The 16,393-nt window shown below is 62.7% G+C and carries 12 protein-coding genes; 5 read left to right on the top strand and 7 right to left on the bottom strand.

Annotation, left to right across the window (positions count from 1 at the left end; translation table 11 throughout):
- Together BLU35_RS27025 and BLU35_RS27020 are read left to right on the top strand one after the other, a co-directional pair.
- Nucleotides 1-774: a thiazole synthase gene (locus tag BLU35_RS27025; protein WP_093235254.1), complete on the top strand. Its 774-nt coding sequence runs from the start codon at nt 1-3 to the stop codon at nt 772-774.
- Nucleotides 771-1,376, top strand: a complete 606-nt coding sequence (locus BLU35_RS27020) for a thiamine phosphate synthase (RefSeq protein ID WP_093235253.1) — start codon at nt 771-773, stop codon at nt 1,374-1,376. The genes BLU35_RS27025 and BLU35_RS27020 overlap by 4 nt, the downstream gene beginning before the upstream one ends.
- Before the next feature lie 41 nt (nt 1,377-1,417).
- Here BLU35_RS27020 and BLU35_RS27015 read toward each other — a convergent pair whose 3' ends face one another.
- Nucleotides 1,418-3,103 carry an amidohydrolase family protein gene (locus tag BLU35_RS27015; protein ID WP_176907460.1) on the bottom strand — a complete coding sequence of 562 codons (1,686 nt, stop codon included), beginning with the start codon at nt 3,101-3,103 and terminating at the stop codon, nt 1,418-1,420.
- 171 nt (nt 3,104-3,274) lie between these two features.
- On the opposite strand from BLU35_RS27015, the gene BLU35_RS27010 reads away from it, so the two are divergent.
- The 3 genes from BLU35_RS27010 (at nt 3,275) to BLU35_RS27000 (ending at nt 10,188) form a co-directional block, all read left to right on the top strand.
- Complete coding sequence (locus BLU35_RS27010; RefSeq protein WP_093235251.1) at nt 3,275-7,390, top strand: AAA family ATPase; 4,116 nt, start codon at nt 3,275-3,277, stop codon at nt 7,388-7,390.
- Nucleotides 7,387-8,946, top strand: a complete 1,560-nt coding sequence (locus tag BLU35_RS27005; RefSeq protein WP_093235250.1) for a B12-binding domain-containing radical SAM protein — start codon at nt 7,387-7,389, stop codon at nt 8,944-8,946. The genes BLU35_RS27010 and BLU35_RS27005 overlap by 4 nt, the downstream gene beginning before the upstream one ends.
- Before the next feature lie 168 nt (nt 8,947-9,114).
- A complete protein-coding gene (locus BLU35_RS27000) occupies nt 9,115-10,188 on the top strand; it encodes a glycoside hydrolase family 25 protein (RefSeq protein ID WP_093235249.1) in 1,074 nt (357 codons plus the stop codon).
- 109 nt (nt 10,189-10,297) lie between these two features.
- Here the strand turns inward: BLU35_RS27000 and BLU35_RS26995 are convergent, their stop codons facing one another.
- From BLU35_RS26995 to BLU35_RS26970, 6 genes are all read right to left on the bottom strand, one after another.
- Nucleotides 10,298-11,305: a ScyD/ScyE family protein gene (locus tag BLU35_RS26995; protein WP_093235248.1), complete on the bottom strand. Its 1,008-nt coding sequence runs from the start codon at nt 11,303-11,305 to the stop codon at nt 10,298-10,300.
- Entirely contained in the window at nt 11,284-12,075 is a 792-nt protein-coding gene (locus BLU35_RS26990; RefSeq protein WP_093235247.1) for a formylglycine-generating enzyme family protein, read from the bottom strand. Before BLU35_RS26990 ends, BLU35_RS26995 begins: the two co-directional genes overlap by 22 nt.
- Nucleotides 12,044-13,105 (bottom strand): ABC transporter ATP-binding protein, encoded by a 1,062-nt coding sequence (locus tag BLU35_RS26985; protein ID WP_093235246.1) that lies wholly within the window; start codon nt 13,103-13,105, stop codon nt 12,044-12,046. Before BLU35_RS26985 ends, BLU35_RS26990 begins: the two co-directional genes overlap by 32 nt.
- Before the next feature lie 4 nt (nt 13,106-13,109).
- Nucleotides 13,110-13,976 carry a carbohydrate ABC transporter permease gene (locus BLU35_RS26980; protein ID WP_093235245.1) on the bottom strand — a complete coding sequence of 289 codons (867 nt, stop codon included), beginning with the start codon at nt 13,974-13,976 and terminating at the stop codon, nt 13,110-13,112.
- A 4-nt stretch (nt 13,977-13,980) separates the two neighbouring features.
- Nucleotides 13,981-14,904, bottom strand: a complete 924-nt coding sequence (locus BLU35_RS26975; RefSeq protein ID WP_093235244.1) for a carbohydrate ABC transporter permease — start codon at nt 14,902-14,904, stop codon at nt 13,981-13,983.
- Nucleotides 14,905-15,017: 113 nt separating this feature from the next.
- Nucleotides 15,018-16,277, bottom strand: coding sequence for an ABC transporter substrate-binding protein (locus BLU35_RS26970; RefSeq protein WP_093235243.1), 1,260 nt, complete (start codon nt 16,275-16,277; stop codon nt 15,018-15,020).
- Nucleotides 16,278-16,393 lie beyond the last annotated feature (116 nt).

The raw sequence follows: 16,393 nt of genomic DNA, 5'->3' as shown, positions 1-16,393 counted from the left end.
ATGCTGACGCTTTATGGACAGGAACTGCGTTCCCGCCTGCTTCTGGGCACCGCCCGCTACCCCTCGCCTGCCGCGCTCGAAGACGCGGTTCGTTCGTCGGCGACCGAGATTGTCACGGTTTCGCTGCGCCGCGAAACCGCCGGCGGCCGTCAGGGCGGCGCTTTCTTCGACCTGATCCGGTCGCTCGGCGTGCACGTGCTGCCCAACACCGCCGGCTGCCACTCGGTGTCGGAGGCGGTGCTGACCGCCAAGATGGCGCGCGAGGTCTTCGGCACCAACTGGATCAAGCTCGAAGTCATCGGCCATCAGGATACGCTTCAGCCCGATGTCTTCGGGCTGGTCGAAGCAGCACGCATCCTTTGCGCCGAAGGCTTCGAGGTCTTCCCCTACACGACCGACGACCTCGTGGTCGGCGAGCACCTCGTCGAGGCCGGATGCAAGGTGCTGATGCCCTGGTGCGCGCCGATCGGCAGCGCCATGGGGCCACAGAACATCCCGGCGCTGCGCGCCATGCGGGCCCATTTTCCGGATATGCCGCTGATCGTCGATGCCGGCATCGGCCGGCCCTCACACGCAACGACAGTGATGGAACTCGGCTTCGACGCGGTTCTGCTCAACACCGCCGTCGCCGGGGCAACGAAACCGGCCCTCATGGCCTCCGCCTTCGCCCGGGCAATCGACGCCGGACGCGATGCCTTCGAGGCGGGCATGCTCGAACCGCGCGATTTTGCCGTTCCCTCCACGCCCGTCATCGGAAAGGCGGTGTTCGCGTGAAACTCGACCCCTTCTACCTCATCGTCGATAGTGCCCAATGGATCGGGCGGCTGGTGCCGCTCGGCGTGAAACTGGTGCAGCTTCGCGTCAAGGACCGTCCGGAAGCAGAGCTTCGCGATGAGATCCGCGCGGCCAAGGCGATCTGTGACCGTCATGGGTGCCAGCTCGTCGTCAACGATTACTGGCGCCTCGCAATCGACGAGGGCTGCGATTTCGTCCATCTCGGCCAGGAGGATCTCGCGGATGCGGATCTTGCCGCAATCCGCGCTTCCGGCCTGAAGCTCGGCCTCAGCACCCACGACGAGAGGGAGCTGGAGACGGCGCTTGCCGCCAAGCCCGACTATGTCGCGCTCGGACCGATCTATCCGACGATCCTGAAGCAGATGAAATGGGATCCGCAGGGGCTGCCGCGCCTCTCCGCCTGGCGGGAGCGCGTCACGCCGCTGCCGCTCGTTGCGATCGGCGGCCTCAATATCGACCGGATTGCCGGCGTCTTCGAGCATGGCGCCGACAGCGCCGCGGTCGTCACCGATATCACGCTGAATGCCGATCCAGAGGGGCGGACGCGGGAGTGGATTGCACGCACGGCGCCGTGGCGCTGATCGAGGAAAACAGCGGGATCACCTGACGCCGTGGCTCTGCCTCAGGCAATCGCCAGTTCTGAAAGCCAGGCCGAACCCAGGCCGTGGTTGTCGCAATAGGCGGTAAGCCGGTCGCGCGTTTTGCCGGGCCGGTCGAGACCGAGAAAGCGGGAAGCGTTCCTCCAGAGGATATTCTGCTGGTGCTCGTCGCTGACGCTGGCGAGCGTCAGTTGCTCGACTATTCTCGAAACATAGGCGTTGTAGTCCTTCTCCAGCGCCATCATCGACCAGTCGGTGCCGAACATGAGATGGCGGGCGTCCGGGTCGTAATCATCAAGCCATTCGTCCAACAGCTGCCGGATCTTCGTGTGAAGATTCTTGTCGTCGCTGCTGACCAGTTCGCTGAGATAGCTCAGATCCGCAAACAGGTTCGGGCGACGCTCGTGATCGATCGTCCTGCCGATGATCTCTTCCCAGGTCGGCGGCCCGGAAAACTTGTCCTGGGCACAGGAGACCATCACGCCTGTCGGCGCCCCCGGGCGCAGGATTTCGTCGAAGGCGCCGAAATGCGCGAGATTGATCCGCAGCTTATCGTACTGGTTCGTGTCGAGCAGCTTCTTCCAATAGGCGGGGCTTGCAAGATTGCCGTAGCCGCAGCCGGCCCCGATGCTGTTTTCCGCATGGGCCATGATCGGCACATCGTTGTCGCGACACCAGGCGTAGAGCCGCTTCAGCGCGCCATCGATCGCCGGATCCGCATTGCCCCATGCCTTGAAGCCCATCGGCGGGTAGATTTTGACACCGATGAAGCCCTTTTCCATGATCGCGTACTGGACGTTTGCCAGCGATGAACCCGGCCTTTGCGCTTCCCGATGCGGATCGAAGCCGACGAAGCTGTGCATGCGGATGCCGTGCTTCCTGGTGACGATCTGCTGGACCTCGTCCATGACGTCGATCTGGTCGCGCTGTGGCGATGATGTCCCGTGAAGCGATTTATCGAAGTCCAGGATGCTCGGCGTGATCAGAGAGAGCCGACATTTGGAAGCGAAGATCTCGACATAGGCTTCCGCCAGGTTTCCCCGGTAGTCCTGCATCAGCCGGACAAAGGAAAGATAGGTTCCGATCTGGTCGTGCGCCTTTGCGGCGGTGGCGACGGTATCGACATCCGCTTCACTCACGCCGCCGCCCGAACGCCGCTGGAATGTCTGGGGCAGATCGGGAGTTCCGCCGAGCTGGCGCAGCAAACCGTCATAGTCAGGGGATTCGCCAAGACTGCGCCTCGAAAACGTCGATCGTTGCTCGCCTGCGCGCGCGATCAGATCCCTTACCGCGACGCGCAATTGCTCGTCCTTGCGCCGCGCGAGCTCGGCGTCGGAAAGGCGCCGCGCGCCTTTTTTTAAAACAGCAAGTTCATGTTTGGCTTTGGGCGCGACATCGCCAAGCGCTGTCACGAGAAAGACCACCAGGGCATTTTCCAGCCCCTTCGCCTCCTCAGCGTTCGCGGAGAGCCTTTTCTCCGGCATCTTCTCCCGCAGCGCCACGTAGCGAACCAGGCCATCCACCGGCACATCCGCCGCGTTGAAGAAATGGCAATGGACGTCGATGATCGGATGACTGAGACTGCAGGCGCCGGGCAAAGGCAGATGCCGGCATCCGGAAAGCACATTTGCAAGCACGCCCGCCGAAACCAGCCGCAAGACATCGCGGCGCGTCAAGGCGGCAACCGGACCAGCCCAGTCGACCTCCATTGTCCCCTCCTGTTGCGAGACCCCCTCGAACAATCGGGCAAACATTACTCCGTCCGAAAGCCGCGCGAAACAGATATTTACTTGCCGTTACTGGGGTCCCGTAGATCAGCGTGAGTCGACTTTCAGTCAGACAGGAGGCGTGTTACTCTAAAATCTTGGGGAGAATTTTGCGTGGTTGGTGGCGCCGGCAAATATGAGTTCCAACGTTACCTGTCCGGAGCCCTGGTCCAATGGTCCTCCCCGGCAGCAACGGAATCGGCTGCCCCCGCTCGGGAAGACTTTCTCGGCTCGCTGCTTTTCGCCGACATTTCCGGCTTTACGCGTTTGACCGCCAAATGGTCCGAAAGCGACCGCGCTGCCGGCGCCGAACGCGTCAGCCTGCTTCTGAACGCCTTCATGGGCGAGCTCATCAACCATATCGAGGAGCATGGCGGCACGGTCTTGAGTTTCGCCGGCGACAGCCTGATTGCCGGCTGGCGGGCACCATCCCCGGATGAGCTCGAACAGACGGCCTGGCGCAGCTGTTATTGTGCAGAACGTATCCGCGAGCAAATCGGCGGGCCGGGCAATCCCGAAGACGCGCTTCAACTGCGCATCGCCGTCGGTGCCGGCGCCATTACGCTGCTGCATCTGCTGCCGCGCGCGGACCAGCGTTGGCTGATCGTCGCAGGCGACTGCCTGGCCCAGGCCGATCATGGCGGCCAACTGAGCGACGCCGGAGAAATTCTCGTGTCCGATGCCGCGTGGCAGCTGATCGGCAGGCGCGCCAAGGGCGGGCTGAACCGGGAAGGGACCACACGCCTCGAAAGCATCGAGCCCTGCTCGACCACGAAGGAAGCGCCCCGCACTCAGCCGGGCTCCGCAACCGACCGGCTTGAAGCCTATCTACCGCTTTCGCTGCGCAGCCGCCTGCTCTCACCGCTTTCACAATGGCTCGCAGACCTCAGGATCGTGACCGCGCTTTTCGTGCATATCGTCGGGCGCGATCTCGATACGGATCTCGATCGGTTGAACAAGCTCGTAGCACGATCGATTGCCGTCGTCGGCCGCACCGGTGGAGAGATCCTGCACACAGCGCTCCATTCCGGTGGGCTCGAAGTCTTCGCCGTTTTCGGCCTGCCCGGCAAAAAACATGCCGACAATGCGCGCCGGGCGATCATCGCCGCCCTTCGCCTGTCGAACGAACTCGACGAGCCGGATCTCGGCCTGTCGGCCGGCATCTCGACCGGCGAGAGTTTCTGCGGCGCGCTCGGCACGATCCATCGTGCCGACTACACTGTCGTTGGAGCCGCCGTGAACATGGCCTCCCGGCTGGCGAGCGTTGCCGCAGGCCGCATTCTCGTCGACCAGGCAACGGCGAAGGAGACTGCCGGCCAGATTGCTTTTTCCGGTCCCTGGACACTTGCCGTGCCCGGCATGCGCGGCGGCGTGGTCGCCTTCGCGCCAATTGCCGAGACCGTCGCGACCATCGACACCAAGTCCCCCGTTCTCTTCAACCGGGCGGCCGAACTTGCAGCACTCAACGCGTATGTGGAGCGCGCAGGCAGAGGACAGGCCACCGGCGTGATGATCGTCAAGGGTGATTCCGGCGTCGGCAAATCGGCGCTGCTTCGTTCCTTCGTCGAAACCTGCCGTGACCATGGAAGCCAGGTTCTGGTCGGCAATGCCGACGATATCGAAAGCGACGTGCCCTATTTTGCCTGGCGCGGAGTGATCCGCGACCTGCTTGGTATCGGCGACCTGCGCGGCGCCGAAGCCTCGGATCAGGTGATGCAGTTCTTCGCCCACCGACCGGAACTCGCACATCTAGCGCCGTTGCTGAACGATGCCATCAACCTCACCTTGACCGACACGGTCGAGACCCGGGCGATGTCAGGCGACGGGCGGTCGCACCGGCTGCGTGAATTGCTGCGCGACCTGATGGCCGACAGCCTTTCCTGGGGGCGCGGCCTTGTGGTGCTTGAGGACGTCCACTGGCTGGACGAGGCATCCGGTCAGCTGCTCGGCCGATTGGTTTCCGGAACGGCGCCGATCCCGGTCGTTGTGTCAACCCGCACGGCCAGGACGCAACAGGACCTGACGCGGTGGACCGGACAACATTACAATGGTGCGCAGACACTTGATCTCTTGCCGCTCGATTTCGAGGGCACGATTTCACTGGTGCGCGCGTCGATCGGCAGCAACTCCCCGGCAGATGGCTTTTGCGAAGCGGTCTATGCACAGTCGGCGGGAAACCCGCTGCTCATACGCGAAATCTGCCGGATGATCGGCGAACGGCGATTGCCGAAGGCTGCGGAAACCCAGGTCCCCCTGTCGCTCGCCGAAGCCCGTTCGAACGAAGCGACCTTGCTCAATACGGCCAAGGTCACCGTGATCGCCCGAACCGACCAGCTCCCGGCTGAGCTCCAGGCTCTCCTGAAGATCGCAAGCGCCATGGGCGCGACCTTTTCCATCGCCGAACTCCAGGCGCTTTCACCGATCAGGAAGTCCGCCTTGGACATCGAGGCAAGCATCGAGCGGCTGCAGGCGGCCCATCTGATCAAACCCATGGACGACCGTCCGGGCCGTTTCACATTCAGCCACGCCGTCATCCGCCAGGCCATTTACGACAGCATGCTGTCGGAACAGCGCCGTGAGGCACATCGCGCCATCGCCCAGGCGATGGAAGAGAGCGGGCAGCCCGACAATGCGGAAAATCTGCCGCGCATATTGAGCCATTGGGAGCGCGCCGGCGATGCAGCGCTGGCATTCAACTACCTGGATCGTGTCGCCGAGCTGCGTCTGCGCCAGTTCGACAATGCCGCTGTCGTCGACCTGATCGAGCGCTTTTTCAAGACCGCGCGCGAGCTCTCGATCACGATCACGCCTGCCCGGCGGGCGGCCGCCTGTTTCCTGCTTGGGGAGGCCAGTCTCAATCTCGGCCGCGCCGAAGCTGCAAGGCATGCCTATGAGGAGGGCCTACGGCTTTCCGGCCTGCCGCTTCCGCGCACCTCGGCCGGCCTCGCGCTGCATCTCGTTCTCGATCTTGCCGAACAGGTGTGGCGTCGTGTGACCCATGGAGACAAGGACTGGATCCTCGAGCGCGAGATCTCGCGGTCGCCATCCGATCCGTTCCTGCTTGCGGCAAAAGCGCATGAAGACCTGACGCGGATCTACTACTTCACCAGCGAGAAGCTGCGGCTGATCCATGCGACGCTTCGGGCGACGAACCTTGCCGAAAGAAACAAATATGTCTCGCCGACGACCGCCACCAATTACGCGAGCCTCGGCGCCATATGCGGCGTCATCCCGCTTCACAAACAGGCCGAGCACTACAGCCGATTGGCCGCCGCCCTTTCGGAGCGCGTGGATCAACTGGGAACGCGCGTGCGCGTCGACCTTTTGTCGGGCATGTACCAAATCGGCATAGGCCATTGGCGCGAAGGCAAGCGGGCGTTCGAGGCCGGCCTCAACAACGCCTCGACCGTCGGTGATTTGAGACGCTGGTGCGAAGTGGCCGTTGGCCTTGAGACGATTTCCGGCCCCTGGCTACTGACCTCCGCTTTCGAAGGCATTGCACCATGGGAAATCCTGGTTCAGCGCATCTGCGAAGAGGGCCGCAGGCGCGGCGACACCCAGGTGCTTGGCTGCGGCCTGCTCGGCCGCCTCAGGGGCCATGCGGCGCTGGGCCGATGGGCCGCCATCGACGCCGATCTCGATGAACTCAGGCAGATCATCACCGCAAAGGCCGACGGACTGGAACTCGTGCACTGCATCGAGGGAGCATCGCTTCTGGTGGAAGCCGCCCGGCGGCAGGGTGACGCGGGCGAAGCAAAGGCATGGTTCGAACGGGCATTCTCCTGGTGCCAGACGCTCAACCCGGCGATGAAGACGCGAACCCTGCCGGCGCTTGCCCGGCTGTTCGACGTCGCGAGCGACACGGAGGGCGGCGACCCGGCAGCGGCGCAGCTTGTCCTGCGAAAGCTCGAGCGGTTCGCACGCGTCTATCCGATCGGCCGTCCAACGGCAGCACTCGGCGAGGCGACCCTTTACCTGCATCTCGGCCAGCAACGACGCGCCGAGCGGGTGGCGCGATACGCCTTCGCCGAGGCGATACAATTGGAGATGCCGGCCGTGGCGCTCGCCTCGTTGCGCCACCCGGCGGGGCCGAGGGATGCTGCGGCGTGGCAGGCCTTGGAGACAATGTTTGCCGTTCGGCAAAACACCTGGGGCGAGGTCCTCCAGCTCGATCAGGCCGAGTTTCCGCCCCATGTCCAGGTTGTTGCGTTCGAGGGAGGCCATGCGTGAACCAGTATCGAGTGCCGCGCGTCCTAATCGTGCTTGCGCATTTCGACGAGACCAGAAATCCGGAAGGTCGCCCCGACTTCATCCCGCAGGGAACCGGCCACCTGTTCCTGGCGGGCGCCTTTGCCCGTAATCGCGTGAGCCTTCGCGCCTACAGCGAATTTCACGACGGACCGCTCGTCGACGAGGCGGCCTTCGCGGAACTGGACATGCTGGTGCTGACCGGGGTCACCGCCGCCTTCGACCGGATGCGCCATCTGACCGCCTATGCCCGCACGAAATCGCCAGGCTGCGTCATCGTCGCCGGCGGACCGGTTGTCCGCAATCTGCCGGTTTCGAGCGCCGAAACCTTCGACTACGCCTGCGAAGGTGACGTCGAGGAGATGCAGGCCGTTATCAAGGAAGTTTTCGGCGAATGGGCCGTCTCCGAAACGATCCTGCCGCGCTTCGACCTCGCCGGCTGGGGCGGCCCGGTCAGCTATGTCGAGACGAGCCGTTACTGCAATTTCAAGTGCAGCTTCTGTGCGCTCACCGCCGAAGGCCGGCGCTATCACAGCTACGACCTCGGCTATATCGAAGCGCAATTGCGCAATGTCCCGGCCAAGAAATACGTGCTGTTCATCGACAACAACTTCTACGGCAACAGCAAGGACGCCTTCCATGCCAAGCTCGACCTGATCCGCTCGTTTTGGAAAGAGGGACAGTTTCAGGGTTGGATTGCGCTCGTCACCGGAGATTTCTTTCGCGATCCCGACAATCTCGAAGCGGTGCGCGCGGCCGGCTGTCTCGGCCTCTTCAGCGGCGTCGAGACGCTCAACGAAGCGCAGTTGAAGCGCTACCAGAAGAAACAGAACCTGGTGGTGCCGCAGCTGGAAGCCATTCAGACGTGCCTCAAGGCCGGTGTCGCCTTCCAGTACGGGCTGATGTTCGATCCGTCGTCGCAGACGATGCAGGCGATGCAGGACGAACTCGCCTTCATCACCGGCGAAAGCAGAATGCCATTGCCGGCCTTCCTGAGCCTGACGATCCCGCTGCTGGGCACACCCCTGTTTGACGAATGCGCCGCAGAGGGCCGCTTCCTTCCTTCTGCCAAACTGCGCGACATGGATGGGTTCACGCTGATGACCCATCCCCTCGACAACCTTGACGATGTCGCCTTGTTTGCCCGCAAGCTATCGCGCCTCGACGGCAACCGGACCCAAATCCTGCGCCATTGCCTGGGCTTCTACCGCAATTACCGTCGCTCGCTTTCGGGCCGGCAGATGATCCATCTGCTGGCCAACAGCCTGCGCCTCGCCTTGCCCTCTATCATGCATCGCCATGGTCTTCCGACCCGTTCAGGCAGCGACGACAATCTCACCTATGTCACGACGACGCAGCCGCTTGGACCGCTCTACACGCCGGCCTTTCGGGTCGGCGAAGGCTTCCGCTCGCATTTCGCGCCAACGATGATCACCGACGCCTCGGGTGCGCTTGACGAAACCATTGCCCGCAATCTCGAATATCGGACCAGCCAGCGGCAACGAACGAGCCTCGGCGTCGAATATAGCCCTGGTTGAGAGCGTCCCGGCGCCTGCGTCAATCTGCCCCCCGATTGCAACCTCCAGTGCGTGAAGTTGGGTCGGCTTGGTAAGATTGGATTCAAACTTTTTGGGTAAGCTTCCGTTAGCTATTTCACACCTGTCGGCCGGCGATTGCCGTCGACCTTGTTTTGCGTACGGGTGCCCATGCGTCTTTCAGCTGCGACCGCAATCATCTTTGCCGGCCTTGTCTCCGGCTGCTCTTCCAGTTCGAGCCTGGACACGATCGCACCGCGGCCGTCGCGAGAAACGACCAGTTCGGTCGTGCTTTCGGCCGCGCCGGTACCCGTCGCCAATGTCAGCGCAAGGGTGGCCGAGGTCACACCGCCGCAGAGCGTCCAATCCGCACCGCCGCAGGAAATGCTCGCCTGGGCCGGGCCGGTTCCGGAACCCGAAGCGTTCGCGCCCGCGGCCAATACCACGACCACAACCACGACCCTGGCCATGCCCGTTCCGGGCGCGCGCCCGGTCGCCTTCGTCGCGCCGGACAATCCGGTGACGCAGGCGATGCCACAGGGCCGTTCGCGGATCTACGGTCACCGTTTCCGTGACGCCAAGCCGATCAATTTCGGCCGCGCCAAAAATCCGCGCAAGATGGCCGTTCACGGCGTCGATGTCTCACGCTGGCAGGGCGAGATCGACTGGCCGAAGCTGCGTACTCAAGGGGCCAACTTCGCCTTCATCAAGGCGACCGACGGCGGCGACCATCTGGACCCGATGTTCAAGAAGAACTGGCGCGCCGCCAAGGCGGCCGGCATGCGCCGCGGTGCCTATCACTTCTTCTACTGGTGCCGCACCGCCGGCGAGCAGGCGGACTGGTTCATCCGCAACGTTCCGCGCGAGCCGGGCGCGCTGCCGCCCGTGATCGACGTCGAATACAACGGCGAATCCAGCTGCAAGCGCCGCCTGTCGCCCGAACGCGTGCGCGAAAAGATGCAGGTCTTCATGGACAAGCTCGAGGCGCATTACGGCCAGCGCCCGATCATCTACACCGCCCCGGACTTTTATGCCGACAACCTGCAGGGCGCGTTCCAGAAGTATCCGTTCTGGCTGAGGGCCGTGGCCCAGCATCCGTCCAAGGTCTACCCGAACCGCAAGTGGCTGTTCTGGCAGTATTCGGGCTCGGGCCTGTCGCACGGCGTCGACGGCAAGATCGACCTCAACGTCTTCCACGGCAGCGAGGCGGAGTGGCAAAACTGGCTGGAGGCGCGGGCGAGTTGAGGCTCGGCCACACTCTGCAGCGCAGCGCGTCTTATCAGACGCGCAAGGTCGCTGTAGCACTTTGATTTGCTGCATGAGGTCACGATAGTCAGCCCCGGCAACTGCGACGTCAGCGCCTCTCCTCGCGCGTCAGGAAGAGGAGCGTGCCGCCAAGTTCGGAGATGACGATCTGCCTCACATCCCAGACGAGGATGGAGACCGGTCGCGTCAACCCACTGACAACCGTCTCGCGGCGGCCCGTCGCCTTGTCAAGCCGCAACAGCCGGCCGCTTCCTGACCGGAACCCTTGCTGCTGGTCGTATAGGCCGTGTTCGAGGATGAGCATCTGTCCTTCGTCGTCGAAGGCGATGGCGACCGGTGCGTTCAGGCCCTCAACGTCCGGCCGCACCTCCGTGCGATCGCCTTTCTCGGCCATCGAAACGACCTTTCCGGCAGCGGCGAGGAAGGGAAAGCCGCCGAACAGCGCGACATAGAGGCGCCCCTCGCGAAGCGCGATACCGGTCGGCACGGCGTCGACTTCGTAGCTGTCTTCACCCTTGAACTCCGTCGGCGAGAGCGTCTCCAACGCGGTCGCCTGTTGCTGCAGGCGGCGGAAGCTCATGATCGTCTGCTTGCGGCCATCGACCCCAAGACGCTCGATACTGTTGCGCGCGGAGTCGACGACGTAATAAGCATCCTCGACGGCGACAAGGTCGAACGGGTTCCAGAAATCGGCGCTGATAACATGGCGTCTGCCGGTACCGTCGATCGCGATGAGCGCATGGTCATAGTATCCCTCATCGCCGTTTGCCGGCGTCCAGCCTTGGGCGACGATCAGTTTGTCACCGGCGCGAAACACGCGATAGGGACCAGTCGGATCGCCGATCACATCGAGCCCATGGGGAAAGATTGGACCGAACGCATCGAAATCGCCGCCCGGCATGCGGCGATAGAGCCGGCCACTGGCGAGATCGGTGACGAGCAGAGCCTCGCCATCGCGAGAAAGGCCGGCGAAGGCGGCGCCGGTTTTGCTGACGCTTTCGAGCCGATAGCCTGGCGCGACCTTCGGCTCGGCAGCGGCACCTGCTGCCAGAAGCAAAAAGGCGACGAGGGTCGTCATCTGCCGGAACGGACGCATCGAAAACCGCCATTGGCCGAGAACCGGAAGCTGGGATCATAGGCCAAACGATAGGTTGTGGTAAGATGCGCGGGATCGCTGTTCCAGGCCCCGCCGCGCAGTACGCGATACGATCTGCCACCCATGGCTCCCTTGGGTTCATGGTGCGCATAGAGATCGCTGGTCCATTCCCAGACATTGCCGATGAGATTGAGCACCCCCTCGCCGCTCGCGCCGGCGGCAAACGATATCGCCGGCGCGGTCATCGGATAGCCGTCGCTCGCATCGCCGGAACAACAAATCGTCGCCCCGGCATTGACGCGTCGATCGTCCGCCGGCGCCATGCCCCAAGGGAACGCCTGTCCCTCGGTTCCGCGCGCCGCTCTTTCATATTGCTGCTCCGACGGAAGGGTGAGGCCGTAGTGACGGCAAAAGACATCGGCATCCGCCCAGCTTACACCGACGACAGGATGATCGTCCAAACCAAGAAGCGGGTGACCGGCATAGAACGCAGGACGATGACCCGTTGCAGCCACGAAGTCCTGATATTGACGATTTGTGATTTCGGTGCGGTTGATGGCAAAGGCGTGGCCCAGCACCAGTTGGCGCGGACGTTCGTTGTCCGGGCCATTATCGCGACCGAAGACGAAAGTGCCGGCGGGAATATCGACGAGCGGATTGCTGGTGATCGGGCCGTCATCAGCGACGGCTGACCCTGCCGCAAACGTGATCGCGACGACTGCGGCCGCCACCCGGAGATTAGAAATCGACACGACGCTGAGACTCGCCATCGAACAGAAACACCCGGTCGACCACGACCTTGATGCCGATCGGCTGGTCGATCTGGCCGGCGAAATTCTTGTCTGCACGCAAGGTCAGCAATTGAGCGCCGAGCCGCAGGCTGACCAGCGTGTTCTCGCCGGTGAGCTCGACCGAATAGATCGGCGCAACCAGATTGACATCGGGGTCTGCGGCGTTCGTTGCCTGGACATCTTCCGGGCGAACACCGAGGACGGCGCGGGGAACAGTCGCCCGGCCGAGCCCTCCGACCCTGAAGCCGGCACTTGTGAACACTCCGTCGCGTGCCTCCCCCGGGATGAGGTTCATCGGCGGAGAGCCGATGAAGCCGGCGACGAAGAGCGTGCGCGGATTGCTGTAGATTTCCCGCGGCGTCCCCAGTTGCTCGATCACACCCTTGTTCATGACCGCCACCCGGTGCGCCAGCGTCATCGCCTCGATCTGGTCGTGCGTGACGTAGATCGTCGTGACCTGCAACTCGTGCTGAAGATGTTTCAGCTCCGAGCGCATCTGGGTGCGCAGCTTGGCGTCGAGATTGGAGAGTGGCTCATCCATGAGAAAGACGCGCGGCGTGCGCACGATCGCACGGGCGAGCGCGACGCGCTGGCGCTGGCCGCCGGAGAGCTCCTTCGGAAGGCGGGAGAGCATGGTCTCGAGTTCCACCCGCCGGGCAACCTCGGCGATACGTTGTTTGCGTTCCTCCTCAGGCACTTTGCGGATCCTAAGCGGGTAGCCGATGTTCTCCTCGACGGTCAGGTGCGGATAGAGCGCATAGGACTGGAAAACCATCGCCACGTCGCGGTATTTCGGCAGCACGCCATTGATGCGCTCGGCGTCGATGAAGATGTCACCCGATGTCGCCTCCTCGAGACCGGCAACCATGCGCATCGTCGTGGTCTTGCCGCAGCCGGAAGGCCCGAGCAGAACCAGGAACTCCTTGTCCCGAACCTCCAGATTGAAGTCGGCCACCGCGACGAATTCGCCGAACTTCTTGGAGACGTTGTTGAACGTGACGGACGCCATCGTTTCACCCCTTGACCGCCCCGAGAGACAGCCCCCGGACGAGATGCTTCTGAACGATGAAAGCGAATATGACGATCGGCACACAGGCCATGAAGCCGGCGGCGCTGATTTCCCCCCAATAGGTCTTGTACTGCGTCACCCGCCCGGCGATGCCGATCGGCAGCGTCTGCGACTGCTCGGTGAGCGTGATGATCAGGGAAAGCAGGAACTCGTTCCAGGAGATGATCAGGCAGAAGATGGCCGTCGCCGCGAGCCCGGGCCTGGCGAGCGGCAAAGCGACATGGAGAAATGCGCCCCAGCGCGTGTCGCCGTCGACGATCGCCGCCTCTTCCAGTTCGACCGGCAGGTCCTGGAAATAGCTCTTCATCATCCAGGTGGCGAACGGCAGGTTGAAGGCCGTGTAGGCGATGATCAGCGCCGACTTCGTGTTCAGCATGTCGAAGTAGTTGAAGAACAGGTAGAGCGGAATGATGCTGACGATCGGCGGCATCATCCGCGTCGACAGTATCCAGAAGGAAATCTGCTTGCGCCATTGCCAGGGATAGCTGAAGCGCGCCAGCGCATAACCCGCCATCGTACCAAAAACCACGGAAACGATGGTCGTGCCAGCCGCGACGAGGAAGCTGTTCAGCGCGTAACGCAGGAACGGTCGCTGAATGAAGGCTTCGTCATAGTGCTTCAATGTCGGGTTGCGCGGCAGCCATTCTGGCGGCACGGCGAAGATATCGATGTCGAACTTGAACGAGTTCGCGGCGATCCAATAGATCGGAAAAAGCGTGAACACCAAGGCGACGAGGATCGCCAGATAGGCGAACAGGCGGATGAGCCATTCTCTGGTGCGGCTGCGTGTGGGGAGGGTCGTCGTCGCCATATCGTCAATCCGCCAGCCGCATGCGTTTCATGAACCAGGTGCTGAGAACGATCGTCACGAACAGCACGAACAGCGATATCGCCGCCGCGTAGCCGGGATCGGCGAAGCGGTAGGCGACCTGGTAGATATAGAGGCTCAGGACCTTGGTGCGATCGGCGGGACCTCCTCCCGTCAGGATGAAGACGAGATCGAAAAGGCGCAGCGCATCCATGACGCGCAGCAACAAGGCAATGGCGATCACCGGCTTGAGGAACGGCAGCGTCAGATCCCAGAACTGCCGCCAGGACGAGGCGCCATCGAGCGCGGCCGCCTCGTAGGGCTCGACCGGGAGACTTGCCAGCCCCGCCAGCATCAGAAGGAAGATGAAAGGCGTCCATTGCCAGACGTCGGCAACGATGATCGAAAACATCGCGAGGTTCACGTCGCCCGCCCAGGCCTGCAGTGGAAGGCCGAGTCGGTACATGATCTCGTTCAGCACGCCAAACTGTGGCTCGTAGATGATCTTCCAGGTGATCGCGACGGCGATTGGCGGCAGCATCATCGGGATCATCAGCACAGTCTTCAAGAAGGTGAGCCGGCGAATGAACCGATCAAGAAGCAGCGCCAGGCCGAGTCCGAGCACGAACTCCACTGACACGGAAACGATGGTAAAGACCGCAGTGTTGCGCAGCGCGGCGTGAAATTGTGCATCGGTCAAGAGCCGCGCAAAATTGCCTGCACCGACGAATTGCCAGGGCAGGTCGGGATTGGGGCTGATCTTGTGGACCGCCGCATAGAACATGTAGAGGCTGGGGAAGATCGTCAGCGCCAGAAGGATGAGCATGGTCGGCGCCAGCATCAGGTAGCGCAGGTGCCGCTCGGTCCAATGCTCAAGCGCGCCACCCACTCGGAACGACGCCGTCGGTATGCCTTTGCCGGGCTTCAACATCGATTTCTCCCGCAGGCGCTGTCCATATACAGACCTCAAGTGCGCCCCCACCGGACCGATGCCGGTGCGGCCGCGAGAGTAGGGTCTGTGGCCCCGCCGATATATGCGTCCGCCTATTTGAGGCCGGTGATTTCTTCGACCGCTGCCTGTGAGTTCTTCAGCGCTTCCTCGGGCGTGATCGTGCCCGCGACCACCTTGGAAAGCTCGATGCCGAAGGCATTTTCGATCTCCGGCCACTTTGGATGGCGCGGCCGTGGCGTCGAAGCCTGGATCGCCTCCATCAGCACCGGGTAATGGCGGAATTTCTCCTGCTTGGTCAGTGCCGGGTCGGTGAAGACCGAGGTCCGCACCGGTGGGTTGCCGCGCTCGGCGGAGATCTTGATCTGCTCCGGCGAGGTTGCCCACAGCATGAAATCGAAGGCTTCCTGCTTGTTCTTTGACGCCGACATGATGCCCATGGTCCAATGGCCGATTTCCGAGCTGCCCGGTTTCGTGCCCGCCGGAATCGGGCTGTAGGATATCTTGCCGACCATTTTCGATTGGCTCGGATCCTCGAAGGTCGCGACCCAGTTCGGCCAGTTGATAGACGAGGCGGCGGTACCAGCGGCCAGCGCCGTACCCACTTCGTTGGCGTTGTAGCTCTCGATCCCCTTTGGCGAAACGTCGCGGAGCGCCATGAAGGTCTTCATCGCCGCCGCGCCTTCCGGCGTGTCGATCGTCACCTTTGTGCGATCCTCGTTGAACATATCGGCGCCGTAGGACCAGAAGATCGGCATGAAGTCGGCCACCACGGGGTTACCCTGACCGCCGCGGAAGACATAACCGAAATAGCGGCCGCCGCCGTCCTTGGTCAGGGCCTGGCCCGCCTTCAAGACGTCATCCCAGGTCTTGGGAGCGTCGACGCCGGCTTCCTTGTACTTGGCGGCATCATAGAAGAACATCTGGGCGTTTCCCACGTAGGGCAGGCAAACATAGGGACCGGTATTGTAAGGGTTGCGGCAGATCGCCAGCGACTTCGACAGGAAGTCGGTGTCCGGCCCCTCCAGGCCCGCTTTCTTGAAGTATGGCGTCAAATCCTCGAGATGTCCGTTCTCGGCGAAGAACGGAATCCACGGGTCATCCATCAGGATAATGTCGAATACGCCGGATTTGGTTGCCCCTGCATTGGCGCCCTGTTCGAAGACGTTGGCATAGGGCGCCTGCACGATCTCCACCTTCGTGCCCTTCATCTTCGAGTAGTCGTCGGCAGCAGCCCTAAGGCCATCCCCCTCGCTGCTCGATGGCACGAGGACCGTGAAATCGGCCCAAGCGGCTCCGTTGATCGCAAGCGCGGACGCCGCGGCAGCCAAAATGAGAAACAATTTGCGAACCATCATACACCTCCCAATCCGAGTTTCTGGTCAAAGGTCGACTTTGCGGACGGCCTGACCTGGTCCGGCATAGTGGAGACACTGCCTCGACATCCACGAACGACTGAACTGCGAGATGA

It is taken from the genome of Sinorhizobium sp. NFACC03, from assembly GCF_900103435.1.
Classification (GTDB): domain Bacteria; phylum Pseudomonadota; class Alphaproteobacteria; order Rhizobiales; family Rhizobiaceae; genus Ensifer.
Note: the sequence above shows the minus strand (reverse complement) of the source record. Positions and strands in the feature narration are given on the sequence as shown.